The sequence below is a fragment of the Paenibacillus sp. FSL R7-0163 genome, assembly GCF_037969975.1.
GTDB classification, from domain to species: domain Bacteria; phylum Bacillota; class Bacilli; order Paenibacillales; family Paenibacillaceae; genus Paenibacillus_AQ; species Paenibacillus_AQ odorifer.
Window position 1 is genome coordinate 180,669 of the sequence record NZ_CP150224.1, and the last position, 24,927, is coordinate 205,595.

The window sequence follows — 24,927 nt, forward strand, 5'->3', positions numbered from 1 at the left end:
TATATAATAGCTCTTCACTTTCATAGCTGTCAATGCAGTATTCACTTAGCGATAGCGTGTGTAAAAGTGTCACCGAATCTTTAAAATTAACTGCCGTCCAAAGCCGACTCCTGTTAATACTAACGATGGGCATGCATTCCTTGATGCACCGAACATACGATGCAGAGGAGCAGATATATGATACTAACCAATAAAGTCGCAATTGTTACAGGTGCAGGATCGGGGATTGGAGAAGCGATTGCTCTTCTTTTTGCCCAACAGGGGGCTAAAGTGATTGCTGTGGACATCCATCTGGCGAATGTAGAAGCGGTAGCCAAAAAGGCGGAAAAGGGTGAGGGACACGGAGTGGTCTATCCCGTAAAGGCCGATGTCTCGAAGGAAGAGGACACACAGCGAATGATTGATGCCGCAACCACACAGTTCGGAGGCCTTCATATCCTTGTTAACAATGCCGGTATTATGGATAAAATGACGCCAGCGCACGAGATCACTGATGACATGTGGGAGCAGGTGCTTGCGGTCAACGTAACCGGTCCGATGAGAGCCATTCGTAAGGTTTTGCCGATTTTTATGGCACAGGAAAGCGGATGTATCATCAATGTAGCCTCTATTGGCGGCTTAGCGGGCTCGCGTGCGGGAGTGGCTTATACTTCCTCTAAGCATGCTGTAATCGGGATGACCAAAAATATAGGATTTCAATACGCTAAGCTTGGAATTCGCTGTAATGCCATAGCGCCGGGCGGAGTAAAGACAAATATTGATCTGTCTAATCCAAGCCCTTTTGGGAGTCAAAAAGCGGGCGAAGGAATGGCTTCGATGCCACGGACAGGGGAAAGCAGTGAGATTGCTTCGGTAGCCTTATTTTTGGCTTCAGATGCTGCAAGCTTTTTGAATGGGTCGGTGATAACGGCTGATGCCGGTTGGATGGCTTATTAATTGAGCGCAGATAAAAAGGTGTTCATTTTCCCTTTATTGGTGGAATTTGTTCACCTTTTTTGTTTATGCCTGTTACTCAAACTCTTTTTAAGTGTGGATTGGAAGATGGAAGCTGCTTGCCACGTAAGTAGAAGTGATAAGGTTGCTTGTGCTAGAATAGGCTAAGAGAAACTGGAAAATATAGCAGAGCGGCAAAGCTTTTAAAAATATAAGAAAGTATAAGATTAGTATCTATGCTTTTATGTTCTTATATTTCACTCGCTTAAACGCTTAGCGTCTTAAAAAGATGCCAAAGGCGATTAGCTTGATACATGTAGCCATATTCTGCGGAAAAGGGAGGAGGAGCACGTTTGCATTTTATTTCTGATCTGATCTCGACATTATTTGAATGGATTCAGAGTCTTGGTTATTTTGGGATTATGATCGGACTGATGATTGAAGTTATTCCGAGTGAAATTGTATTGGCTTTCGGTGGTTTCTTGGTATGGAGTGGAGATATTAATTTTTTCGGCGCAGTATTGTTTGGTACGATAGGCGGAGTGATTGCCCAGATCTTTGTATATTGGATTGGCCGTTATGGGGGCAGGCCTGTACTGGAGAAATACGGGAAATATATTCTTATCCAAAAGAAGCATATTGATCATTCGGAAGAGTGGTTCAATAAATATGGGACAGGCGTAATCTTTACGGCACGCTTTATTCCCGTTGTTCGCCATGCCATTTCCGTTCCAGCGGGGATTTCTCGTATGCCTTTAGGTAAGTTCACTTTATTGACTACACTTGCTGTTATTCCATGGAGTGCTTTGTTTGTATATCTCGGTATGACATTGGGGAATAAGTGGGAAGATATTGACGAAGTAGCAGCTAAGTACACCAACGAAATTATTCTTGTAGCGTTAGCACTAATCATCATTTATTTTGTGTATAAGTGGTTTAAATCCAAGAAGAGAGGGACTGCAAAATGAAACCGAATGTAGCTCATAAATTTGGAAAAGGTCTTACACCGCGCCAATTTGTAGAAAGCATGACGAAGAACCAGCAGGCTTTTGAATCCTGGTATGAGAAGTTTTCTTGGGAAGATGAGAGCGACAAGGAATATTTCGAAAGTCTGAACCATCGTGACGATTTGCGGGTACTTATCCTTGCCGCTGATTGGTGTGGAGATGTAGTACGTAATGTCCCTGCGGTTTTCCGTATTTTGGAGACTGCCGGAATGAAGACAGAGGTATTCATTTTGGAAGAGAATCAGGAGCTTATGGATGAATTCTTGACCATGGGCGGAAGATCTGTTCCGATTGTGATCTTTGCGGATACCGGCGGATACGTGCTTGGACATTGGGGTCCTCGTCCAGAGCATGTGCAGAGCCTAATGAGAGAGTTCAAACGTGAGAATCCTGATCGTGAGGCTGCTGATTACGACAGCAAAATCGCAGAAGTACGTAAGGCTATGGGGCAAGCTTATGGGGAAGGAACGGAATCACAGGCAGTTATCGCAAAAGAGCTGCGTAGTCTGATTTCTGGATTCTAGACCGATGCTAAATATACGTTCGTTTAATTTAGGTCCGCTTCAGACCAATGCCTACTTGCTGACAGGTGCGGATCCAACGAAGGGAATCATTATTGATCCCGGCATGAATCCTGCGGCATTAGTGCGGAGTATCGAAGGGATGGAGATCGAGGCTATTTTGCTAACGCATGCGCACTTTGACCATATGGGCGGCGTAGACGAAATTCGTAAAGCTAAGAAATGTCCTGTTTATTTACATCCACTAGAAAGTGAATGGCTCAGCAGCCCTAAGCTGAATGGTTCATTGATGTGGCCTGATATTTCACCTCCTCTGACTACAGATCCTGCAGAGTATGATCTGGCAGAAGGACAAGTTCTGCAATTCATCGGACATACCTTCCGGGTGTACCACACACCTGGGCACTCTCCGGGCAGTGTCAGCTTCCTATGCGGGAATGATTTATTCTCTGGAGATGTACTGTTTAAGATGGGAGTTGGGCGCACCGATTTGCCTGGTGGCAGAGAACGTGATTTGTTCGATTCTATTCGTGGCAAGCTGTACAAAATGGATGATGAAGTGAAGGTTTATCCAGGTCACGGCTCACGAACAACTATCGGTTTTGAAAAAGTTCGTAACCCTTATATTCCTCAATAAACAGTCATTCTAGTAGAACTGACAAGAATCGGGGAATTTTTGATAGACAAAGGGATACAAAAGGACTACACTATTGTTAATTAAATGTAACATTAACCTCGCGAAGCACGCAGACTGCGGAATTAATCCCGGTTTGCGTTCTTTTTTTTGTCTACATATAGGTTTAAAAGTATGGGGGGAAATAGATTGGAGAAGAATATGTCTTACCCGTTGGATTACGGATGGTATGACTCCAAGGAGAAATGGACTAGTTTTTGCAGCAGTAAATGCCGATGTTTTTCAGAATGTTCTGGAAGGGGAGGTTTTTGTACTTCCATAGAACGCAGGGACATACAATCTGAGAATAAGGATGGGAGAATACCAGTGGTTTCAGGAGGCGAGCCCAGAAGAACGCCTCTTTTTTGGCATTTTCCAGCAGAAGCAGGATTGCTTCAGCCATGGCGGCGTAAGCTCTGGGAGCTCAAAAAATAAAATTAAAACGGAATGAACGAATCACTATACATAATCGTATTACAAATAAGAACTAATCCTGAATGGAGGGGCAGATGAGCGATCAGGCGCTGGAGAAAATCAGGCAGGCACAGCAGGGAGATACTTCAGCACTGTCTTCACTGCTGCGAGAACATTATACTTTTTTGTTCAAATATTTACTAAAAGTGACTATGGACCCGTTACTGGCAGAGGATCTTGTACAGGACACGATGGTCAGATGTATGGAAAAAATCAATACCTATAACGGTTCTTCTTCGTTCTCCTCTTGGTTAATCACCATAGCTACCAGAATATTCATCGATCGAAAGCGGCGCTGGAAACGTGAGGCAGATTGGAAGAAACGGGAACAACAGGCCCAGGGCACCCGTTCGATTCGTTGGCGGTTTGAAAGCAGGGGGGAAGAATGGAGTGAAGTACTCGATTCCATCTCCAAGCTACCCTCTGCTCAGAGGGTAGCTGTGCTGCTGAAGCATTATTATGGCTATAGCTATGAAGAAATCGGTGTGATCATGCAAATTCCTTCAGGCACGGTCAAATCGCGTGTATCCCTTGGTCTTAACCAATTGCGAAAGGAGCTGAATGAGGATGGAGAAGGATAAGGAGCCAGAACTGTATTTGCACAAGCTTACTGAAGAGCTTGAGCGTTTGGATGCGCAATATGATGACATCACCCCACCTTCGTTACAGGAACTGGAGTGGTTAATGGCTGATGCAGTTGTGCACAGAAAGAGAAGGGAACGTAAAGAACTACTGTTATTCTGGGGGGTCTCATTGATCCTGATCTGCGCATTTCTATCCATTCTCACTTCTGCACCCATGATCTATTGGATTATCCAGGCGATCATTCCTGTTGTAGGACTGGGTGGCTTAGGGATCGCCAGGATCAGAAGAAATAGAGAAGGTGTACAAGAATGAATGAGCTACAGGATGTGCCTCTTTGGTTGTGGTTTGGCATAGCAGTAGCATTAATGCTGCAAGGGACCTTACTGTTCCGGGATGCAAGACGGCGCGGAAAAAAAGCTTGGTTCTGGGGATTGTGGGCGATTACTACAGTTCCGTCCCCAGCATTAGTCTATTTACTCGTTGTCATACTTCCTGACCGACGTAGAAGGAAGAAGCAGTTGTAAAGCTTTAGTAAGAAGCTCGTTCCTTTCATCCTATTACAAGGAGTGGTACTTCATGGAAGAGGTAAAATGGGGTTTAATCATGCCGTTAATTATTCTTCAGGCTTTGCTTGCAATTATTGGACTGATATCACTGGCCAAAGCGGATAACGTTCGTGGCCCAAAATGGATGTGGATTATTATCATTATTTGCGGAAATATATTAGGTAGCGTAGCTTATTTCACAATAGGAAGGAAAGATGTCTGATGTCACTCCTTCAAGTTATGAATTTGCGCAAAAGCTATGGGGCGCATATTTCCGTAAATGATATAAGCTTTGAAATTGAGAAAGGACGGTGCGTCGCTTTATTGGGGCCTAACGGTGCTGGGAAAACGACCACACTTCGTATGCTGGCAGGGCTGCTTGAACCCACCTCTGGCATGATTTCATTTGAGGGGAGCCGTCCTGGAGCCGAATATCGCAGAGGATTAGGATATGTGCCACAGTCTCCAGCTTTTTATGGGTGGATGACTGGACATGAGTATGTTGTTTTCGCTGCAAAGCTTAGTGGAATGGGAACTAAAGACGCAACCAGCAGGGCATTGGAATCGCTCGAGCGTGTAGGGCTTAAAGGTGATGCTCGTCGCCGGATTGGTGGATACTCCGGCGGGATGAAACAGCGGCTGGGTCTGGCTCAGGCGCTTGTGCATCGGCCTCGTCTGTTATTGCTTGATGAGCCTGTATCTGCACTTGATCCGATTGGCCGCAGAGAAGTAATGGGACTGGTGCGGGAAATACGTGAGGAGACAACTGTAGTTTTCTCTACACATGTGCTGCATGATGCAGAAGAAATTTGCGATGATATTATTTTAATGAATCAAGGCTTGATTGCTGAGAAGGGATCTTTATCACAGCTTCGTTCACAATACAGCCTTCCTGTTATTCGTTTACGTACGGAGAAGCAAGAAAAAGCTATTCAGTGGCTGGAGTCTCTTGCTGCCAAAGCGTTTGTACTGGAGACTCAGTTGTTCGGAGATCATGCCATTTTTAATGTCAACGATGTAGACATGGCCCGTTGGACGATTCTGCAAGAAGCGGCGCAGCTCGAAATTCCATTACTGCAATTTGAAGCGGGTTCTTCCACGTTAGAGGATTTATTTATGAAGGTGGTGGGAGTATGAGAAGCGCCTGGGTCCTTTATCGCAAAGAAATGCTCGAAATGGCTCGCAGTTATAAGTTAATCTGGATACCTGTCGTTTTTATCCTATTAGGCATTATGCAGCCGTTAACTACTTATTATTTGCCGGAAATATTAAAAGCTTCAGGTGATGTTCCTCCAGGTCTCCTAGAGGGGTATGAAATACCGAGTGCCGCAGCTGTGATGGCGCAATCTTTGGGACAGTACGGAACGATCGGAATGTTAGTATTGGCGCTTGGCGCGATGAATGTTTTAGCTGGTGAGCGCTATAGCGGAACTATGGAATTAATTCTGGTAAGGCCGGTTTCTCCAGCCGCAATAGTGTTCGCTAAATGGGCAGCACAGCTGACCCTGTTGATCGTTGCTCTAGGATTAGGTGCAGCGGGGGCTGCTTACTACACGGAGCAGTTGATTGGTTCACTATCTTGGGGAGATGTCATCGCAGCTGCTGGAGTATATGGATTGTGGCTGTTATGTGCTGTCTCAGCTACGTTGTTGTTTAGTGGGTTTTTAAAATCCCCAGTTGCCGCTTTTTTAGCATTGGTGCTAATGGCAGCATTATCATTAGGCCAAAGCTTATTGCCTTCATGGTTTGAATGGGCACCTGCGGGGCTTGCCGGGTTGTCGGCTGAAATCCTTATGGCTGGAGAAGGATTCAGGGTTGGACCCTATCTTTCAGCAGCTATTTTGATCTTGATTTGTTTAGTGGGTGCTGCACTTTTGACAAGGAAGAATAACTTAACCGCTTGAAACTTAAGTTATGTTTTTATTAAATATAGTATATTTTCATAGAATTTGTAGGATCGGCCAGCCTTCAACTAGACAGTTCTATCTTTTTTTAGTAGACTGTTGAAACAAGCAAAATCTTGAAAGATTTTGGGGTTAGGAGGTAGGGCGATGCTGCGTTTAGGAGAGAAGATTGTCATTGTTGCGGACGCTTTCGAGCAGAGTCTTCCTATCGGGGAATACGGCTACCTAATTGCTTACGACCGCAATCCCGATAATGCGTTTGACTATGTTATTCGTGTACCAGAGGCGAATAGGAACTTTTATGTTCCGGCTGAGGACATTGAGGCGGAAGAACATTTATTAGTAGCTGAGGCTGAAAGAGCAACGCATGAAGCGTTGATTGATTACGCTTTGTCCACGTACAATGAGAAGCTGTTCCATCATTTGATGAACGGTGAAGATATGGATATAGAAGAGACGGAATCAACGTCAAGCGAAAGCATGTCCCAAGCGGATTTCATCAAACAAGTGAATCTTCGAGCTTGGATTTAAGGAAGGCCGGCGCAAGCCGGCTTTTTTGTTTTGTCATAAAAAGTATTTCCCCCACATTAATCCTCTGAATTTACACATCATTTTCAAAATCTTTTCTTTTATTCCTTCTTTATAGTTTTCGAAAGTTTGTTTTTTATTTTTTGGGTATACAACCAATCTCCTGTTTTATGTATCTAAATTATTGAGAGCCGAATACGAGAATGCAGATCTGCGGTATAGGCGTTTTAACTTAAATAAAGGAGAACCTCAAGTGAAGATGATAACCGCTGTTCAAAAAGCGAGAAATGGCGATAAAGAAGCGTTTATCCAGCTATGCCGGCAGATTGAACCTGAAATGTACGGCATGGCCCGATCTATTTTGGGCAGGGACGAGGAATGTGCAGATGCCATGCAGGAAGCCACCCTAAAGGCTTACCGGTCTATCCATGGATTGCGGCAACCAGAATTTTTCAAGACATGGATGCTTCGCATCCTTATAAACGAATGTCATAAGCTCCAACGCAAGCGGACAAATATTGTGGAGTTTGGAGATCCCCTTACTGCTTTGGAATGCCATTCCTCCGGTGCAGAATATGAGAAAATTGAGCTGCGGGAAGCAGTGGAACGATTGGATACTTCGCTCCAGACCGTGATATCGCTGCATTATTTTCAGGACATGCCCGTTAAGCAAATTGCCGATCTTCTGAATATTTCCGAAACGGCAGTCAAATCGCGCCTCTACAGAGCAAGAAAAAACTTATTGAATGGATTCTAATGATATTTAGAAAGGATGGAACAGATGAAGAAGAGAACAGCGCAAGAGCTTGAATTGCTTTTGAAAGATATGGACATCCTCCCGGCAAATGAGCTTCCCTCTATGATTCGCCAACGTCAAGAGGATACGTATACAATGCTGGATCATGTGAAGATAAAGAGATCCACGCACAAATTTCGTAATGTTAAGAGGACAGCGCTTGGCTTCGGGGCAGCTCTTGTTTTGGGGGTTATCGTGCTTGGAAGCGGCTTTACTTCTCCCGCATTGGCTAGGTCGCTGGAACGTATTCCGTTAGTCAATAGTATTTTTGAGCTCGCAGATGATATGGGACTTCAAGCGGCGAGTCGCCAAGGCTTAACGACTGCAGTTGATACCAGTGATCTTGTTCAAGATGTTATTATCCGTGCTAATGAAGTTATATATGACGGCACACGGCTTTCTGTAGCATTGAAACTTGAAGGTGAAGATGAAGAGGGAATATTCAGTGGAGACATTCAGGATTTGCAGGTATTTATTGATGGACAGCCTTTAAACGCTGCTGGGGAGGAAGAAGAGGATTCTTTTAAACACAATATTGGCCTTATCCTTTCTCCGGGAGTAGATGAACAATCGTTGATTTTGCAATTTTCAGAGAAATCCTATGATGAGGGAGGCATTACTTTACCAGAGCAGTTCCAAATGACAGTAAAAGGTCGTCTGTCCGGAATCGATGATGATTTTCAAATTGAAATTCCTGTAAAAAAGGATACGAGTCATAATATTGTTCAGCAACCCGGAATCAGTCAAACTTACAATGATGTAACGACCACAGTGGAGAAGATTACACAGACTCCGGCAACTACACAAATACGGATGAGTGCTGTAGCCCTCGAGGGTATTCCTTATACTTATCTGACAGATACCAATAACCTGGCATTAAATTATGAAGTCTATGATGATAAAGGTAACCTGTTGCAATATGTAAACGGCAGCAATGGTTGGTCGGATTCGAAAAAGATAGATGACACAATCCATTATAGTCTTAAAGAGGATGTTAATATTGTACCGCTGCCCAAGGATGTAAAAGCACTGACAATCAAAACCTTTTTCTACAAATATACTGGAGAGGGTAGTGGAAAACGAAATTTGCTAGACAATAATGGATACCCGGCAGTCGAATATATTCCGCAGCTGGAAATGACAATCCCTATATATTGATGAACGATACGCTCCTTTAAAATGTGTAGGAATCCCCTTCACTTTGATAAAGGAGCGTTTGTTTTACAGCCCATCATTGAATTGTCCAAGCTTCTACAATATAATTAAAAACGTTATCCGGGCGCTTTAGCCCTTTAAACAGGAGGGATTTTTCTTATGAGCATTACCGTTAAAGATGTGCAGCATGTGGCCAAGCTGGCTCGTCTGCAGCTGAGCCCGGAAGAAGAGGCAACCTTTACAGAACAAATGAATGCTATTTTACAATATGCCGAGAAATTAAATGAGCTAGATACGGAGAATGTAAAGCCGACCACGCATGTGCTGCAAGTCAGCAATGTAATGCGGGAGGATGTTGTGAAGGATAGCCTTACGCAAGAGGAAGCACTTCTTAACGCTCCAGATGATGAAGACGGACATTTCAAGGTTCCAGCTGTTTTGGAATAACTACATAATTAGAAAGGGGGAAGAATCTTGAGCCTGTTTCAAAATCGATTGCCTGAAGTACACCGCATGTTAACTGCTAAAGAGGTATCGGTCAGTGAACTGACTGAAGAATCGCTGGCGATTATCGCTGAGCGGGATAAGAACGTAAATGCATTTTTGACCTTGAACGAGGAGGGCGCACGTGCGACAGCACGCGCTTTGGACGATAAACTGGCATCCGGAGCAGCACGTGGATTGCTATTTGGTCTTCCTGCCGGAATCAAGGATAATATTGTAACTAAAGGCCTGCGCACAACTTGTGCCAGCCAATTTTTGAGCGATTTCCAGCCGATTTATAACGCTACTGTAGCTTCTAAATTGCAGCAGGCAGATGCCGTAACAATCGGTAAATTAAATATGGATGAATTCGCAATGGGCGGATCTAATGAGAATTCAAGCTTTGGTCCTGTACGCAATCCTTGGGATTTAGAACGTGTGCCGGGCGGTTCCAGTGGCGGATCTGCTGCAGCAGTAGCTGCGGGCGAAGTGTTCTTCTCACTAGGTTCGGATACTGGGGGTTCCATCCGCCAGCCAGCTTCCTATTGTGGTGTTGTAGGTCTCAAACCTACTTACGGTCTTGTATCACGTTACGGGCTGGTAGCCTTTGCTTCCTCACTCGATCAGATAGGACCATTAACACGTAATGTAGAGGATTCTGCCTATGTGCTTCAAGCGATTGCTGGTTATGATGCCCAAGACTCTACTTCTGCTAAAGTAGAAATTCCTGATTATTTGAGTTCACTGACTGGTGATGTTTCCGGACTTCGCATTGCTGTACCTAAGGAATATTTGGGAGCAGGTGTCGATGCTTCTGTGCGTGAGACAGTCTTGTCTGCACTTAAAGTGCTGGAAGGAATGGGTGCTGTCTGGGAGGAAGTATCATTACCGCATACGGAATACGCAGTAGCAGCTTATTATTTGCTGTCCTCTTCGGAAGCTTCATCTAACCTTGCGCGTTTTGACGGTGTGCGTTATGGCGCACGTGTAGATGAAGGCGGAGGATTGCTTGATCTATATCTTAATTCCCGCAGCTGCGGCTTTGGCCCTGAGGTCAAACGCCGTATTATGTTGGGTACTTATGCACTCAGCTCCGGGTATTACGATGCTTACTATTTAAAAGCACAAAAGGTACGCACTTTGATTAAACAGGACTTTGATGACATCTTTAAAAAATATGATGTGGTCATCGGGCCAACAGCGCCAACGACAGCATTCAAATTGGGCTCACAGACTGAAGATCCGCTGACCATGTATCTGAACGATATTCTCACGATTCCTGTAAGCTTGGCGGGTATTCCTGCTGTGAGCGTTCCGTGTGGTTTTGCGGAAGGCATGCCTGTAGGTCTGCAAATTATCGGTAAGGAATTTGACGAGAGCACGATTCTGCGTGTCGCTCATGCCTTTGAACAAAATACAGATCATCACAAGCAGCGTCCACAGCTGTAGTAAAGGAGGGAATGGGATTACTTATGTCTAAATACGAAACGGTCATCGGCTTGGAAGTTCACGTAGAGCTTCATACCAACTCCAAAATCTTTTGCGGATGCTCCACTGAATTTGGAGCCCCACCTAACACTCATACCTGTCCTGTCTGCTTGGGTCACCCCGGCGTATTGCCAGTGCTCAACAAACAAGCGGTAGAATACGCTATGAAAGCAGCGATGGCGCTAAATTGCACCATTGGTGATGTTAGCAAATTCGACCGCAAGAACTATTTTTACCCGGATTCACCAAAAGCTTATCAGATTTCACAATTTGATCAGCCTATCGGGCTGAACGGTTGGATCGACATTGAAGTTAATGGAGAGACCAAACGGATCGGCATTACTCGTCTTCATTTGGAAGAGGATGCAGGTAAGCTTACGCACGTAGATGGCGGTTTTGCCTCGCTTGTCGATTTTAACCGGGTGGGAACACCGCTTATCGAAATCGTATCCGAGCCTGATCTGCGCTCTCCTGAGGAAGCTCGTGCTTATCTGGAGAAAATCCGTGCGATTATGCAGTATTGTGACGTATCCGATGTTAAGATGGAAGAAGGATCGATGCGCTGTGACGCGAACATCAGTCTACGCCCAGAAGGACAAGAGGAATTCGGCATTAGAGCAGAGCTTAAGAACATGAACTCCTTCCGCGGTGTATTGCGTGGACTGGAGTATGAGCAATATCGTCAGGCTGAGATCCTGGATGATGGTGGAGTTGTTGTGCAAGAGACTCGCCGCTGGGATGAAGCACAAGGGAAAACATTATCGATGCGCGGGAAAGAAGAAGCGCATGATTATCGTTACTTCCCGGACCCGGACTTGATCGTTCTGCATATTGATGATGCTTGGAAAGAATCCATTCGTTCAACGATTCCAGAACTTCCGGATGCACGGAAAGCTCGTTATAGCGAGGAACTGGGCCTGACAGCTTATGATGCAGGCGTTATTACATCCTCTAAACTGTTAGCGGACTTTTTCGAAGGATGTCTTGCCTATACGCAGGATGCCAAGGCTGTAGCTAACTGGATTATGGGTGACTTGCTTGCCTATTTGAATGGTAATAATCTGGAGTTGTCGCAGGTACAAATTACACCACAAGGGCTAGGCGAGATGATCGGACTGATTGCAGCCGGAACCATCAGCAGCAAAATCGCTAAAACAGTATTTAAAGAAATGCTAGAGAGCGGTAAACTGCCAGCTGTTATCGTTGAGGAAAAAGGTCTGGTGCAGATCAGCGATGAAGGTGCTATTAAAGGGATTGTGGAAGCAGTCGTAGCCGCCAATCCGCAATCTGTGGAAGATTATAAAGCAGGTAAACAGAAAGCAATCGGCTTCCTGGTCGGACAAGTTATGAAAGAAAGTAAAGGTAAGGCGAATCCGGGTCTTGCTAATAAACTTCTCATCGAGGTATTGAGCAGCTAAACGCTTGTCGTCCATAAAAGGACGCCGAAGGCGTTTATACTTGGGGTAATATACTTATGTAATAAGCTAAGGGCTTGTCGGCAACGGCAGGCCCTTAGCGGCATATAAGGGGACTGGTTAGGATGAATACAATTAACAAGCTAAATCTGCAGGATGAAAGCACCGTTAATGAATTATGGAGTCTTCAGCATAAGGCCTATAGACTGGAAGCTGAACTAATCGGCTTTCGTGAAATTCCACCTTTGATGGAGACGAGAGAAATGCTCAGCAGCTCTAAAGAGGATTTTTATGGCTGCTTCGATAAAGATGAGGAACTAATGGGTGCTGTTGCTGTAGAGGAAGAATCTCCTGGCAAATTGACGATTACACGAATGATGGTGGGGCCGGACTTTTTTCGCAGAGGTATTGCTAGCCATCTTTTGGAATATGTATTTGAGCATTTTGCAGGGATGGAGCAATTCATTGTGTCGACAGGCAAAAAGAATACACCCGCCGTTTCGTTGTACAGTAAACATGGCTTTATGCCCACCGGTGTGGAGGAAGTCGCTCCAGGAGTTGAATTGATTGAATTTCATCGGAGTGGTTCTCTTTGAAAAAAGATATTCATAGACAACTATTTACGAAAGGAGGAGTCCAAAATGAAACATGACTCTGCAATGCTCCCAGAGCAGGAAGAACTGCAAGATTCTGTTGATATAGAGACTAAGGAGAGTGAGATACAGAAGAGGATTATTCCTCCGCGTCCGAAGCGGCGCCACCGCAAACGTAAATTTATCGCTGGACTGCTGGCAGCTCTCATCCCTGGGACGGGGCATTTGTATTTTGGGCTTCTCCGAAAAGGGATCACCTTCATCTTTCTAATTCTTTTGGATATCTCAGCTTTATTGTATTTCTCATCCATCGGGATGCAGATTAATGTTCCACTACTTATTTTACTTGCGCTCATTATTCCGGCGATCTATTTTTATAACGTGTATGACGTATTGCAATCAGCGGATAGGCTTCTTCGCTTCCCAGAGGATCATGAGCTTGATATCCCTGTGACCAAAGCAAACGTGGCTCCTGAGCGTCGTAGTATCGTCAGCGAGCCTGGGATATCCTTTGGGCTCTTACTGCTATTAGGGGGCGCCCTGCTTATTCTGTTCCGGCAAAAACCAACATGGCTCCAGTTCTTTATTGAACATTATGCTGAAATGGCTGTATCTGTCATTATAGTATGCGGTGGCTTATTTATAGGAGCTAGAGAAATTGCCAGAGCAGTTGTGCAGCGTAAAGACAATGAACCTCGCAAGCGGCGCGTAGGAAGATATACGGCTTCTGTATTGCTGATAGCTATTTCTGTTCCTTTGTTTTTGGATTGGAGAGAGGGAACTGACTATATGCTCCTGCTCTTGAAGTGGTGGCCAGTCATCCCGGTGTTATGGGGGATTGAGTTCCTGCTGATGTTTATCTTCTCTAACCGTTCAGCCAAGGGAACCAGAATCAGATTGGATTTACGTGGGCTTTTATCCGCTATATTGCTAGCTGCGAGTGTATTTATTGTTGCAGAGCAAGAACATTATTTATATCTATGGAAAAATGTCAGTCTTAATCTGACGGCAGCAGCAGTGGATTATGGTGAGGCTAAAGGCAGCAAATATCAGAAAGCCCCGCTAATTGTTCCGGTGGAATTAAATACAGCCAAAATATCTATTGATAGTATTAATGGTGATATTTTATTACACCGTGCTCCGGTGGATGATATTCAAATTACGACGACAGTTTGGGTAGATCAGTTGGATGGGCCGATGGCTGAAGCTATATCAGAACAGTCCTTTGTGGACGTTGTTGAAGGGCCCAACATAAAAATAACCTCAAATAGCAAGGCTTATGGAGAATCCGGCAAACGCCAGCCACGCATGGATTTAGACATTTACTTGCCGGAGGATCGCCGCTTTAACCTCGATGTTCGCACCATGAATGGCGGGATCACATTGCAGAATGTAGAAGCCATTGAAGACATTTCTCTGGAAACGGGGAATGGAGAGCTGATCCTTCATCGTATCTTTGGTAATGTTAAGGGAAAAACACTGAATGGAGCTGTCCGTGCCAGATCTGTTCAAGGCAGCGTTGATTTAACGACGAGCGGTGGCAATATGAATGCTTGGGATGTTACCGGTGCTTTGAAATTATCGACGGCTGTCGGCAATATTAGTGCGATCGGAAATAGCAATGATATCGATATTACTACCAAAAACGGTAATTTAGAGGTTGATGGAGCCAGATCCAAGCTACATGCGGAATCTCTAAATGGTACCATTGATGTTCGCTCTTCAGATGTCGCTGGAGACTGGGATATTTATAGCGCAGTTGGTGATATTCAATTGTATTTGCCAGTGTTAAGCAACTATACAGTGAATGGTTCCAGTGGATATGGTGATATTACTTCAGATTTGCCTGAACTTACAATTGATAAGAAAAAAGTATCAGGTGAAGTGGGGACCGGTGAGTTCAAGCTTCATGTTGAAGGAAATAGCAATCTAAATGTTAGGAAATATTGAAAAAAGTAATTTTTCTTATATAATAATAAATATAATGTATAGACTTCGTTGACAACATTGAAAAACCAGTCTTACAATCTTAAGAAGTACTTCTTTTATTTTTAAATTCAAAAGGCGGTGACAGTAATGGGGAGTGGAGTACAACATGCACTGGAACAATTAAAGACAACAGGTGTCCGTATAACGCCCCAGCGTCATGCGATTCTTACGTATTTGATGGAAGCAATGAATCATCCTACAGCTGACGATATATACCGGGCGCTAGAGCCGAAATTTCCGAGCATGAGCGTTGCAACTGTATATAATAATCTCAAGATGTTTATGGAAGCCGGCATGGTTCGCGAGTTGACCTACGGGGATAGTTCCAGTCGTTTTGATGCCAATGTATCTGATCATTATCATGTCATCTGTCAGCTATGCGGTAAGATTGAAGATTTTAGTTATCCATCGCTTCATGATGTAGAGATACATGCGGAGCAGGAAACGGGCTTCAAAATTACGGGTTTGCGTATGGAATTGCATGGAGTTTGCAAATGTTGCAGAGAGAAGCAACAATAAGACAGAATACTACAGTACTCAAGGGCGTATAGCCAAGCTACACAATAAACGTGTGAAATCCGAAAGCGGAGGACTCACGTTTTTATTTTTTTTAAAATAACAAAATATAGTGAAAATGACTAACTTATACTGGTTATCCGGAACCAAGTGGATGTTATAATCGTATTGTTAGACTTAACTTAAAATCATCTAGTATTTGGAGGATCTATTTTGGACAGAAGATATAGACAAAAACGCGTTAAAAAGCGCGGAGGTCTTTTCCGACGCTTTTTTGGACTTTTGCTCATTGCGGCAGCAGCTTATTGGGTTGTGTTTTTTGTATTGCCAAATCGCCAGCACATCGATCCAGACTGGAAAGGCCTAGAACATCCTATCTTCGTAAAAGGAGAGCTAACAGGATATTCCGCCTCAGGGACCGGTGATAGCATGCTTTTGCCTTTACCATTACTGCAGGAACATGTGGACTCCTCTATTCGTTATGAAGAAAAGACTAAATCGGTCATCCTATCAACGGAAAGTGAACTTCTATATATGCAAGAGGATAAAACCGATGCTAGTCTGAACAATCGTCCGCTGCAGCTGCGGCTGGCACCTGAAGTTAAGGAGAAGATAACCTATCTTCCTGCAGATGTATTAGAGGACCTTTATGGATTTGAAATTGAAGAGGATACGACCACCGGGGCTGTGCTGTTAATGACAGCAGGGGAGACTGTACCTCTGGGGAAAGTGAAAGATGGAGCGGGAGATAAGACAGTCGCTCTTCGCAACGAAGCGTCGATTCACGCACCCATCGTGGCGGATATGTCCCCAGGAGCCGGTGTGAGTATTTGGAATAAGGAAAATGAGGACTGGCTGTATGTGCAGTTAAGCAGCGGTTACGCGGGTTATGCCAAGGCTAGTGATATTATCTCGGACGGTCAAAAGACAGTGGAACCCAAAAGCACCACTCCCTCACGGGCAGAACGAAGCTGGAAAGGGAAGTCAGTGAATTTGTATTGGGAAGCAGTTTATCAACGTAAACCTGATCCAAGTACATTCGGTGAGCTACCGGGCGTTAACGTGGCTAGCCCGACTTGGTTCAGTATCATAGATGGTGATGGGAATGTGCGCAGTCAGGCTGATAGTACGTATGTGCAGTGGGCCCATGAGCGCGGGTTGGAAGTATGGGGGCTGCTCAGCAATAGCTTTGATCCGGACATAACCACTGAGGCATTGTCGAGCTATGAGAAGCGGATGAACGCGATCGTACAGATCCTCGAGTATTCAGATTTATACAAGCTGGATGGAATTAATATTGACTTTGAGAATGTATATACGAAAGACGGGGAGAATGTTACACAATTTATGCGAGAGCTAAAACCTATGGCTCAAGCCAAAAACTTAATCGTCTCCATAGACGTAACCCCTAAATCCAACAGTGAGATGTGGTCAGCTTTCCTTGATCGTAGGGCTCTTAATTCAGTAGTTGATTATCTTATTGTTATGGCTTATGACGAGCATTGGGCGGCTAGTCCTGTAGCGGGCTCTGTTGCGTCTCTGCCGTGGGTAGAAAGCTCGTTAAGCCGGATCATAGAGGAAGACGATGTGCCGCCTGAGAAGCTGATTCTAGGGATTCCACTGTATACTAGAATTTGGACTGAGGCCCAGGTGGATGGCAAGACCAAAGTAAGCTCTAAATCGGTTAGTATGAATGCCGTTGAAAAAATTATTAAAGAGAAGAAGCTAACCCCAACCTTTGATAAGGCAGCTGGGCAGAATTACGTTGAGTATAAGGAAGATGGCGCTCTTAAAAAAATATGGATCGAAGACAAAGTTTCTTTAAAAGCTAGAGTTGAGCTTGCTAAGTCTTTAGGGCTTGGTGGCATCGGTTCATGGAATCGCAGCTTTAGTAATCCGTCTGCGTGGGAGGCATTACAAGGGATTCATAAGTAATTATTATTTCATTCATAATAAACAAAGGGGCTCCCAATACGGGGGCCCCTTTGTTGTATTAAGCAAATGTTTGATTGCATTATAAATCGCTAGTAATAAGCTTCTGTAAGATATGTTTTATTGATTAAGCTGCTGACTCTTAAGTTGTTCCGCAGTAATATTGGCCTCAGCTGGATCCATAGTAAGGATGGTATGGCAGAACATACAGCGGTCTGTTTTGCCCAGCATTTTGGTCAGCTTGTGACATTCAGGGCATTCCAGTTGGACTGCGCTAGTTGACAGCATCCCAGCCCAGAAATAGATTGCAAGACTTGCCATCATTGAGATTAAACCGATTACAAGACCGATTCCAGCGAATACTTTTCCAGTTGAGCCCCAAAACACGATGCCCGCTGTACCCAAAACCATAAGTCCCATTCCGAGCATTGTGAGCAGTAATCCCCATGTGCGAAAAGCGTTGATCTTAGCCGTTTTAAACTTCATGAGTGTTTGCTCCTAACTAAATATAGTTGGGTTGTCCAGAAGGAACTGTCTTTCATATGTAGAATAATAATTATAACTGAATTATAACTGACTGGACGCAAAATCGCCAAATTTAATGGAGGGAAGCATGGAACTGTCCAATGTAACTTTGTTGAGTGGAGAAACGTTTGATGAGAATGTTTTAGGAGCGGTCGTTTTGCGGCAGAATGGGGATATTCCGTTTCAAAGCGCACTTCTTCAAGATTTTGATATGATAGTGTTAGTATTGCATGAAGAACAGGATAGAGAGCATATTGTTCGCCATACCATTGCCGGTGACCAACGGACCCAGTCAGTCCATATCGGCCTATTTGCTTTGGAGCAGGCTGTTATGGCAGGGGATAATAACGAACTTCTTATCAGTTTGATGAGGGGGGAAGTGATCTGGGACCCCAAGGGAATACTCGAGGAAATGCGCAGCGAGATATTGCAATTTGAAGGACCGATCAAGGAACGGGTCGCATTTATGGAGTTTGCCCGCTTTTTGCATATGTATGTGAAATCCAAGCGCTATATAGAGGCTGGCTTTATTATGGATGCTTACAACTGTGTATTGATAGCCTTATATCATTGGGCAAGAATAGAAGTGAGTGAAGTGGGTGCTTTCCCCGAGCCAGCTATTTGGGAACAGGTTAAAAGCATGAATACCTCTGTTCATAAACTTTATGAGGAGTTAACGGTCAGTACTGAGACCTTAGAGCAACGTGTGGAGCTTGTGCTTCTTGCATGTGAATTTGGGATTATGTCCAAAATGACGGACTGTTGTCTATTGCTCTTTAATATTTTGAATAGCCGTAAGGAAGCATGGAGCATTAAAGAATTACTGCAGCATTCAGGTCTGAGTCAATTAGAGTCTGAACTACCCCTTGTTTTACGAAAGCTGGTTTCTCGTTCGCTAATCCGAGAGATTACATCTTGGGCTGATGTTCACGAGGGAGAAGGGCATGCGATCCGCTATACATTATAGAGATGAATTAGATACAGTAGAAGATGTTTAATTATAGAGAGATGAGCAAGGATAGGGAGAGGCTGAGCACTCTCTTTTTTATTTGTTTACTAATATGAAACGCTCATATTTATTCAGGAAAATTAATGGTTGACTCTTTCCTTGTTCATGTGTTAAATTATAACTCGTCCCTCTGACACAGAGATGTGCTTTCGAAAACATTCGAAAGACAACCGAAAAAAGAAATTAAAAAAAAAGGTTGACTAAAACGAGGGTGCTGTGATATATTATAAAGGTCGCTGCTGAACAACACATCGACGAAATAAACGGCTTGATCTTTGAAAACTGAACAACGAGTGAGTAGGAAATCACGTAAGTGAAATCCAAAATTAGAGAATTAATTTTCTCGTCAGATGTTTCAAAATGAGCATATCGCTCTTTTCAATACTAATTGGAGAGTTTGATCCTGGCTCAGGACGAACGCTGGCGGCGTGCCTAATACATGCAAGTCGAGCGGAGTTATTTTGAAAGCTTGCTTTCAAAATAACTTAGCGGCGGACGGGTGAGTAACACGTAGGCAACCTGCCCTTCAGACTGGGATAACTACCGGAAACGGTAGCTAATACCGGATAATTTCTTTTTTCTCCTGAGAGAAGAATGAAAGACGGAGCAATCTGTCACTGAGGGATGGGCCTGCGGCGCATTAGCTAGTTGGTGGGGTAACGGCCCACCAAGGCGACGATGCGTAGCCGACCTGAGAGGGTGAACGGCCACACTGGGACTGAGACACGGCCCAGACTCCTACGGGAGGCAGCAGTAGGGAATCTTCCGCAATGGGCGAAAGCCTGACGGAGCAACGCCGCGTGAGTGATGAAGGTTTTCGGATCGTAAAGCTCTGTTGCCAGGGAAGAACGTCCGGTAGAGTAACTGCTATCGGAGTGACGGTACCTGAGAAGAAAGCCCCGGCTAACTACGTGCCAGCAGCCGCGGTAATACGTAGGGGGCAAGCGTTGTCCGGAATTATTGGGCGTAAAGCGCGCGCAGGCGGCTATTTAAGTCTGGTGTTTAAACCTTGGGCTCAACCTGAGGTCGCACTGGAAACTGGGTGGCTTGAGTACAGAAGAGGAAAGTGGAATTCCACGTGTAGCGGTGAAATGCGTAGATATGTGGAGGAACACCAGTGGCGAAGGCGACTTTCTGGGCTGTAACTGACGCTGAGGCGCGAAAGCGTGGGGAGCAAACAGGATTAGATACCCTGGTAGTCCACGCCGTAAACGATGAGTGCTAGGTGTTAGGGGTTTCGATACCCTTGGTGCCGAAGTTAACACAGTAAGCACTCCGCCTGGGGAGTACGGTCGCAAGACTGAAACTCAAAGGAATTGACGGGGACCCGCACAAGCAGTGGAGTATGTGGTTTAATTCGAAGCAACGCGAAGAACCTTACCAGGTCTTGACATCCCTCTGAATCTGCTAGAGATAGCAGCGGCCTTCGGGACAGAGGAGACAGGTGGTGCATGGTTGTCGTCAGCTCGTGTCGTGAGATGTTGGGTTAAGTCCCGCAACGAGCGCAACCCTTAACTTTAGTTGCCAGCAGGTAATGCTGGGCACTCTAGAGTGACTGCCGGTGACAAACCGGAGGAAGGTGGGGATGACGTCAAATCATCATGCCCCTTATGACCTGGGCTACACACGTACTACAATGGCCGGTACAACGGGAAGCGAAGCCGCGAGGTGGAGCCAATCCCATCAAAGCCGGTCTCAGTTCGGATTGCAGGCTGCAACTCGCCTGCATGAAGTCGGAATTGCTAGTAATCGCGGATCAGCATGCCGCGGTGAATACGTTCCCGGGTCTTGTACACACCGCCCGTCACACCACGAGAGTTTACAACACCCGAAGTCGGTGGGGTAACCCGCAAGGGAGCCAGCCGCCGAAGGTGGGGTAGATGATTGGGGTGAAGTCGTAACAAGGTAGCCGTATCGGAAGGTGCGGCTGGATCACCTCCTTTCTATGGAGAATCGTCTTCTGCAATGAAGACATTCAAATCGGAAGCTTAGCTTCCACAATCTCAGGTTTAGGCCTGTTACTCACTCGTTGCTCAGTTTTGAGAGTTTAAGCTCTCAAGTAAGACTTGATCCTTGAAAACTGGATACCGAAACGAATTTGCGTTTTAGAACATCTTTTAGCAACTTGTGTAAACAAGTAAATGTTATTAGTGAGATTTTTCTTCGGAAGAATCAAGGTTAAGCTAATAAGAGCACACGGAGGATGCCTAGGCGCCAGGAGCCGACGAAGGACGTGGCGAACAACGAAACTGCCTCGGGGAGCTGTAAGCAAGCTTTGATCCGGGGGTGTCCGAATGGGGAAACCCAGCTGTGGTAATTCGCAGTTACTCATTTCTGAATACATAGGAAATGTAGAGGCAGACCAGGGGAACTGAAACATCTAAGTACCCTGAGGAAGAGAAAACAATAGTGATTCCGTCAGTAGCGGCGAGCGAACGCGGAACAGCCTAAACCTAAGAGCTTGCTCTTAGGGGTTGTGGGACGTCTCACATGGAGTTACAAAGGAATATGGTAGGTGAAGAGGTCTGGAAAGGCCCGCGATAGAGGTAAAAGCCCTGTAACCTAAACTGTATTCTCTCCGAGACGGATCCCGAGTAGTGCGGGGCACGTGAAACCCCGTATGAATCCAGCAGGACCATCTGCTAAGGCTAAATACTACCTGGCGACCGATAGTGAAACAGTACCGTGAGGGAAAGGTGAAAAGCACCCCGGAAGGGGAGTGAAATAGAACCTGAAACCGTGTGCTTACAAAAAGTCAGAGCCCTATTAATGGGTGATGGCGTGCCTTTTGTAGAATGAACCGGCGAGTTACGTTTAACATGCAAGGTTAAGCCGAGAAGGTGGAGCCGCAGCGAAAGCGAGTCTGAATAGGGCGACTTAGTATGTGGACGTAGACCCGAAACCGTGTGATCTACCCCTGTCCAGGGTGAAGGTGCGGTAACACGCACTGGAGGCCCGAACCCACGTACGTTGAAAAGTGCGGGGATGAGGTGGGGGTAGCGGAGAAATTCCAATCGAACTCGGAGATAGCTGGTTCTCCCCGAAATAGCTTTAGGGCTAGCCTCGGTATAAGAGTAGTGGAGGTAGAGCACTGATTGGGTGCGGGGTCCGCAAGGATTACCAAGCTCAGTCAAACTCCGAATGCCATATACTTATTGCCGGGAGTCAGACAGTGAGTGCTAAGATCCATTGTCAAAAGGGAAACAGCCCAGACCATCAGCTAAGGTCCCCAAGTGTGTGTTAAGTGGGAAAGGATGTGGAGTTGCACAGACAACCAGGATGTTGGCTTAGAAGCAGCCACCATTGAAAGAGTGCGTAATAGCTCACTGGTCGAGTGACTCTGCGCCGAAAATGTAACGGGGCTAAACACACCACCGAAGCTATGGCTAGATACTATGTATCTGGGGTAGGGGAGCGTTGTGTAGGGGTTGAAGGTGTACTGAAAAGAGCGCTGGACACTACACAAGTGAGAATGCCGGTATGAGTAACGAAAAGATCAGTGAGAATCTGATCCGCCGAAAGCCCAAGGTTTCCTGAGGAAGGCTCGTCCGCTCAGGGTAAGTCGGGACCTAAGGCGAGGCCGAAAGGCGTAGTCGAAGGACAACAGTTTGAAATTACTGTACCACCGTAATCCGCTATGAGCGATGGGGTGACGCAGGAGGGTAGTGACGCGGACTGATGGATGTCCGTCTAAGCAGTGAGGCTGATGTGTAGGCAAATCCGCACATCGATAAGGCTGGGCTGTGATGGGGAGCGAAAATTATAGTAGCGAAGGTCATGATCTCACACTGCCAAGAAAAGCCTCTAGCCAGGAGAAGGTGCCCGTACCGCAAACCGACACAGGTAGGCGAGAAGAGAATTCTAAGGCGCGCGGAAGAACTCTCGTTAAGGAACTCGGCAAAATGACCCCGTAACTTCGGGAGAAGGGGTGCCCCGGTAGTGTGAATAGCACGAGGGGGCCGCAGTGAAAAGGCCCAAGCGACTGTTTAGCAAAAACACAGGTCTGTGCGAAGCCGCAAGGCGAAGTATACGGGCTGACGCCTGCCCGGTGCTGGAAGGTTAAGGGGAGTGGTTAGGGGTAACCCGAAGCTATGAACCGAAGCCCCAGTAAACGGCGGCCGTAACTATAACGGTCCTAAGGTAGCGAAATTCCTTGTCAGGTAAATTCTGACCCGCACGAATGGCGTAACGACTTGGGCGCTGTCTCAACGAGAGATCCGGTGAAATTTTAATACCTGTGAAGATGCAGGTTACCCGCGACAAGACGGAAAGACCCCATGGAGCTTTACTGCAGCTTGATATTGAATTTGGGTACGATCTGTACAGGATAGGTGGGAGCCGTAGAAATCGGAGCGCAAGCTTCGGTGGAGGCGCCGTTGGGATACCACCCTGATCGTATCTAGGTTCTAACCTAGTACCCTTATCGGGTACGGGGACCGTGTCAGGCGGGCAGTTTGACTGGGGCGGTCGCCTCCTAAAGAGTAACGGAGGCGTTCCAAGGTTCCCTCAGAATGGTTGGAAATCATTCGCAGAGTGCAAAGGCATAAGGGAGCTTGACTGCGAGACCTACAAGTCGAGCAGGGACGAAAGTCGGACTTAGTGATCCGGTGGTACCGCATGGAAGGGCCATCGCTCAACGGATAAAAGCTACCCTGGGGATAACAGGCTTATCTCCCCCAAGAGTCCACATCGACGGGGAGGTTTGGCACCTCGATGTCGGCTCATCGCATCCTGGGGCTGAAGTAGGTCCCAAGGGTTGGGCTGTTCGCCCATTAAAGCGGTACGCGAGCTGGGTTCAGAACGTCGTGAGACAGTTCGGTCCCTATCTGTCGTGGGCGCAGGAAATTTGAGAGGAGCTGTCCTTAGTACGAGAGGACCGGGATGGACGTACCGCTGGTGCACCAGTTGTTCCGCCAGGAGCATGGCTGGGTAGCTACGTACGGACGGGATAAGCGCTGAAAGCATCTAAGCGTGAAGCCCCCCTCAAGATGAGATTTCCCAATTAGTAAGACCCCTTGAAGACGACGAGGTAGATAGGTTGGAGGTGGAAGTGCAGCAATGCATGGAGCTGACCAATACTAATCGGTCGAGGGCTTATCCTATACTTAGAATGCAAATTCGTTTCGGATTCAGTTTTCAGGCATCAAGCCTGGTATGAATATTCCCTGATAGCTCAGTTGGTAGAGCACTCGACTGTTAATCGAGTTGTCACAGGTTCGAGTCCTGTTCGGGGAGCCATATGGAGAGGTGTCCGAGTTTGGCCGAAGGAGCACGATTGGAAATCGTGTAGGCGCCACAAGCGTCTCGAGGGTTCGAATCCCTCTCTCTCCGCCACAAATTTTTAATTAGTATGGCCCGTTGGTCAAGGGGTTAAGACACCTCCCTTTCACGGAGGTAACATGGGTTCGAATCCCATACGGGTCACCAAATTTTCACTTGATTTATCCTAGTGGACTTTGGTACAATAACAATTGTTGTTTATGGAGGCTTAGCTCAGCTGGGAGAGCATCTGCCTTACAAGCAGAGGGTCGGGGGTTCGATCCCCTCAGCCTCCACCATAACATATTTTTACTGACGCGGGGTGGAGCAGCCCGGTAGCTCGTCGGGCTCATAACCCGAAGGCCGCAGGTTCAAATCCTGCCCCCGCAACCAATTAACTTAAGCAATTATATCTTTTGGAACCGTGGTGTAGTTGGCCTAACATGCCTGCCTGTCACGCAGGAGATCGCGGGTTCGAATCCCGTCGGTTCCGCCACTTTCATCATGGCTCGGTAGCTCAGTCGGTAGAGCAGAGGACTGAAAATCCTCGTGTCGGCGGTTCGATTCCGTCCCGAGCCACCATTTATTATCACAAAA

22 protein-coding genes, 7 tRNA genes and 2 rRNA genes are annotated in these 24,927 nt (G+C 45.9%); 30 read left to right on the top strand and 1 reads right to left on the bottom strand.

The features are described from left to right. Positions 1–177: 177 nt before the first annotated feature. The 20 genes from NST45_RS00750 to NST45_RS00845 all read left to right on the top strand — a co-directional run bounded on the left by NST45_RS00750 (position 178) and on the right by NST45_RS00845 (position 17,540). A complete protein-coding gene (locus NST45_RS00750) occupies positions 178–936 on the top strand; it encodes a glucose 1-dehydrogenase (RefSeq protein WP_339210795.1) in 759 nt (252 codons plus the stop codon). 350 nt (positions 937–1,286) lie between these two features. Continuing rightward, a complete protein-coding gene (locus NST45_RS00755; RefSeq protein ID WP_036680184.1) occupies positions 1,287–1,901 on the top strand; it encodes a DedA family protein in 615 nt (204 codons plus the stop codon). Then, positions 1,898–2,464: a thioredoxin family protein gene (locus NST45_RS00760; RefSeq protein ID WP_036680182.1), complete on the top strand. Its 567-nt coding sequence runs from the start codon at positions 1,898–1,900 to the stop codon at positions 2,462–2,464. Before NST45_RS00755 ends, NST45_RS00760 begins: the two co-directional genes overlap by 4 nt. 4 nt (positions 2,465–2,468) lie before the next feature. Continuing rightward, on the top strand, positions 2,469–3,098 hold the full coding sequence (locus NST45_RS00765) for an MBL fold metallo-hydrolase (RefSeq protein ID WP_036680180.1): 630 nt from the start codon (positions 2,469–2,471) through the stop codon (positions 3,096–3,098). A gap of 545 nt (positions 3,099–3,643) precedes the next feature. Then, complete coding sequence (gene sigY / locus NST45_RS00770; RefSeq protein WP_036680178.1) at positions 3,644–4,189, top strand: RNA polymerase sigma factor SigY; 546 nt, start codon at positions 3,644–3,646, stop codon at positions 4,187–4,189. Continuing rightward, positions 4,176–4,505: a YxlC family protein gene (locus NST45_RS00775; RefSeq protein WP_076142527.1), complete on the top strand. Its 330-nt coding sequence runs from the start codon at positions 4,176–4,178 to the stop codon at positions 4,503–4,505. Before sigY ends, NST45_RS00775 begins: the two co-directional genes overlap by 14 nt. Further along, positions 4,502–4,717: a hypothetical protein gene (locus NST45_RS00780; protein WP_036680176.1), complete on the top strand. Its 216-nt coding sequence runs from the start codon at positions 4,502–4,504 to the stop codon at positions 4,715–4,717. The genes NST45_RS00775 and NST45_RS00780 overlap by 4 nt, the downstream gene beginning before the upstream one ends. A gap of 52 nt (positions 4,718–4,769) precedes the next feature. Further along, a complete protein-coding gene (locus tag NST45_RS00785) occupies positions 4,770–4,961 on the top strand; it encodes a PLDc N-terminal domain-containing protein (protein ID WP_036680175.1) in 192 nt (63 codons plus the stop codon). Then, positions 4,961–5,875: an ABC transporter ATP-binding protein gene (locus tag NST45_RS00790; protein WP_076142529.1), complete on the top strand. Its 915-nt coding sequence runs from the start codon at positions 4,961–4,963 to the stop codon at positions 5,873–5,875. The genes NST45_RS00785 and NST45_RS00790 overlap by 1 nt, the downstream gene beginning before the upstream one ends. Beyond that, on the top strand, positions 5,872–6,642 hold the full coding sequence (locus NST45_RS00795; protein WP_076104199.1) for an ABC transporter permease subunit: 771 nt from the start codon (positions 5,872–5,874) through the stop codon (positions 6,640–6,642). Before NST45_RS00790 ends, NST45_RS00795 begins: the two co-directional genes overlap by 4 nt. Positions 6,643–6,789: 147 nt before the next feature. Further along, positions 6,790–7,173 (top strand): hypothetical protein, encoded by a 384-nt coding sequence (locus NST45_RS00800; protein WP_036680170.1) that lies wholly within the window; start codon positions 6,790–6,792, stop codon positions 7,171–7,173. A 256-nt stretch (positions 7,174–7,429) separates the two neighbouring features. Continuing rightward, positions 7,430–7,927, top strand: a complete 498-nt coding sequence (locus tag NST45_RS00805; protein ID WP_036680329.1) for a sigma-70 family RNA polymerase sigma factor — start codon at positions 7,430–7,432, stop codon at positions 7,925–7,927. A 24-nt stretch (positions 7,928–7,951) separates the two neighbouring features. After that, positions 7,952–9,124 (top strand): DUF4179 domain-containing protein, encoded by a 1,173-nt coding sequence (locus NST45_RS00810; protein ID WP_076224253.1) that lies wholly within the window; start codon positions 7,952–7,954, stop codon positions 9,122–9,124. A gap of 156 nt (positions 9,125–9,280) precedes the next feature. Continuing rightward, entirely contained in the window at positions 9,281–9,568 is a 288-nt protein-coding gene (gene gatC / locus NST45_RS00815) for an Asp-tRNA(Asn)/Glu-tRNA(Gln) amidotransferase subunit GatC (RefSeq protein ID WP_036680166.1), read from the top strand. A gap of 27 nt (positions 9,569–9,595) precedes the next feature. Further along, positions 9,596–11,053, top strand: coding sequence for an Asp-tRNA(Asn)/Glu-tRNA(Gln) amidotransferase subunit GatA (gatA, locus tag NST45_RS00820; protein WP_076224251.1), 1,458 nt, complete (start codon positions 9,596–9,598; stop codon positions 11,051–11,053). Between the two features lie 23 nt (positions 11,054–11,076). Next, positions 11,077–12,510: an Asp-tRNA(Asn)/Glu-tRNA(Gln) amidotransferase subunit GatB gene (gene gatB, locus NST45_RS00825; RefSeq protein WP_172628862.1), complete on the top strand. Its 1,434-nt coding sequence runs from the start codon at positions 11,077–11,079 to the stop codon at positions 12,508–12,510. Positions 12,511–12,632: 122 nt separating this feature from the next. Next, a complete protein-coding gene (locus NST45_RS00830; protein ID WP_036680161.1) occupies positions 12,633–13,103 on the top strand; it encodes a GNAT family N-acetyltransferase in 471 nt (156 codons plus the stop codon). Between the two features lie 45 nt (positions 13,104–13,148). Further along, positions 13,149–15,050 carry a DUF4097 family beta strand repeat-containing protein gene (locus NST45_RS00835; RefSeq protein ID WP_339824566.1) on the top strand — a complete coding sequence of 634 codons (1,902 nt, stop codon included), beginning with the start codon at positions 13,149–13,151 and terminating at the stop codon, positions 15,048–15,050. Positions 15,051–15,176: 126 nt separating this feature from the next. Continuing rightward, positions 15,177–15,608, top strand: coding sequence for a peroxide-responsive transcriptional repressor PerR (perR, locus tag NST45_RS00840; protein ID WP_036680160.1), 432 nt, complete (start codon positions 15,177–15,179; stop codon positions 15,606–15,608). Between the two features lie 210 nt (positions 15,609–15,818). Beyond that, complete coding sequence (locus NST45_RS00845) at positions 15,819–17,540, top strand: glycosyl hydrolase family 18 protein (protein WP_076224248.1); 1,722 nt, start codon at positions 15,819–15,821, stop codon at positions 17,538–17,540. A 117-nt stretch (positions 17,541–17,657) separates the two neighbouring features. Here NST45_RS00845 and NST45_RS00850 read toward each other — a convergent pair whose 3' ends face one another. Beyond that, a complete protein-coding gene (locus tag NST45_RS00850; RefSeq protein WP_036680151.1) occupies positions 17,658–18,023 on the bottom strand; it encodes a DUF2614 family zinc ribbon-containing protein in 366 nt (121 codons plus the stop codon). Between the two features lie 127 nt (positions 18,024–18,150). Between NST45_RS00850 and NST45_RS00855 the strand changes: the two genes are divergently transcribed. From NST45_RS00855 to NST45_RS00900, 10 genes are all read left to right on the top strand, one after another. Beyond that, the gene (locus NST45_RS00855) at positions 18,151–19,029 is read left to right on the top strand and encodes a nucleotidyltransferase-like protein (RefSeq protein WP_036680149.1); all 879 of its coding nucleotides are present in this window, start codon (positions 18,151–18,153) and stop codon (positions 19,027–19,029) included. Positions 19,030–19,456: 427 nt separating this feature from the next. Beyond that, a 16S ribosomal RNA gene (locus NST45_RS00860) occupies positions 19,457–21,014 on the top strand. Positions 21,015–21,247: 233 nt separating this feature from the next. Further along, positions 21,248–24,173 (top strand): 23S ribosomal RNA (locus NST45_RS00865). Together the 16S and 23S rRNA genes with 7 tRNA genes alongside form the textbook arrangement of a ribosomal RNA operon. 60 nt (positions 24,174–24,233) lie before the next feature. Further along, positions 24,234–24,309 (top strand) — tRNA-Asn (locus NST45_RS00870). A 3-nt stretch (positions 24,310–24,312) separates the two neighbouring features. Beyond that, positions 24,313–24,405 (top strand) — tRNA-Ser (locus NST45_RS00875). Positions 24,406–24,423: 18 nt separating this feature from the next. Then, a tRNA-Glu gene (locus tag NST45_RS00880) sits at positions 24,424–24,498 on the top strand. Positions 24,499–24,553: 55 nt separating this feature from the next. After that, positions 24,554–24,629 (top strand) — tRNA-Val (locus NST45_RS00885). A gap of 17 nt (positions 24,630–24,646) precedes the next feature. After that, a tRNA-Met gene (locus NST45_RS00890) sits at positions 24,647–24,723 on the top strand. Positions 24,724–24,748: 25 nt separating this feature from the next. Then, positions 24,749–24,826: transfer RNA gene (locus NST45_RS00895), tRNA-Asp, on the top strand. A 10-nt stretch (positions 24,827–24,836) separates the two neighbouring features. Beyond that, positions 24,837–24,912: transfer RNA gene (locus NST45_RS00900), tRNA-Phe, on the top strand. Positions 24,913–24,927: the final 15 nt, after the last annotated feature.

Coding starts and splice junctions, on each gene's coding strand:
- NST45_RS00750 (WP_339210795.1), top strand. CDS start 178: ATGATACTAACCAATAAAGTCGCAATTGTTACAGGTGCAGGATCGGGG.
- NST45_RS00760 (WP_036680182.1), top strand. CDS start 1,898: ATGAAACCGAATGTAGCTCATAAATTTGGAAAAGGTCTTACACCGCGC.
- NST45_RS00765 (WP_036680180.1), top strand. CDS start 2,469: ATGCTAAATATACGTTCGTTTAATTTAGGTCCGCTTCAGACCAATGCC.
- sigY (WP_036680178.1), top strand. CDS start 3,644: ATGAGCGATCAGGCGCTGGAGAAAATCAGGCAGGCACAGCAGGGAGAT.
- NST45_RS00775 (WP_076142527.1), top strand. CDS start 4,176: ATGGAGAAGGATAAGGAGCCAGAACTGTATTTGCACAAGCTTACTGAA.
- NST45_RS00780 (WP_036680176.1), top strand. CDS start 4,502: ATGAATGAGCTACAGGATGTGCCTCTTTGGTTGTGGTTTGGCATAGCA.
- NST45_RS00785 (WP_036680175.1), top strand. CDS start 4,770: ATGGAAGAGGTAAAATGGGGTTTAATCATGCCGTTAATTATTCTTCAG.
- NST45_RS00790 (WP_076142529.1), top strand. CDS start 4,961: ATGTCACTCCTTCAAGTTATGAATTTGCGCAAAAGCTATGGGGCGCAT.
- NST45_RS00795 (WP_076104199.1), top strand. CDS start 5,872: ATGAGAAGCGCCTGGGTCCTTTATCGCAAAGAAATGCTCGAAATGGCT.
- NST45_RS00800 (WP_036680170.1), top strand. CDS start 6,790: ATGCTGCGTTTAGGAGAGAAGATTGTCATTGTTGCGGACGCTTTCGAG.
- NST45_RS00805 (WP_036680329.1), top strand. CDS start 7,430: ATGATAACCGCTGTTCAAAAAGCGAGAAATGGCGATAAAGAAGCGTTT.
- NST45_RS00810 (WP_076224253.1), top strand. CDS start 7,952: ATGAAGAAGAGAACAGCGCAAGAGCTTGAATTGCTTTTGAAAGATATG.
- gatC (WP_036680166.1), top strand. CDS start 9,281: ATGAGCATTACCGTTAAAGATGTGCAGCATGTGGCCAAGCTGGCTCGT.
- gatB (WP_172628862.1), top strand. CDS start 11,077: ATGTCTAAATACGAAACGGTCATCGGCTTGGAAGTTCACGTAGAGCTT.
- NST45_RS00830 (WP_036680161.1), top strand. CDS start 12,633: ATGAATACAATTAACAAGCTAAATCTGCAGGATGAAAGCACCGTTAAT.
- NST45_RS00835 (WP_339824566.1), top strand. CDS start 13,149: ATGAAACATGACTCTGCAATGCTCCCAGAGCAGGAAGAACTGCAAGAT.
- perR (WP_036680160.1), top strand. CDS start 15,177: ATGGGGAGTGGAGTACAACATGCACTGGAACAATTAAAGACAACAGGT.
- NST45_RS00850 (WP_036680151.1), bottom strand. CDS start 18,023: ATGAAGTTTAAAACGGCTAAGATCAACGCTTTTCGCACATGGGGATTA.
- NST45_RS00855 (WP_036680149.1), top strand. CDS start 18,151: ATGGAACTGTCCAATGTAACTTTGTTGAGTGGAGAAACGTTTGATGAG.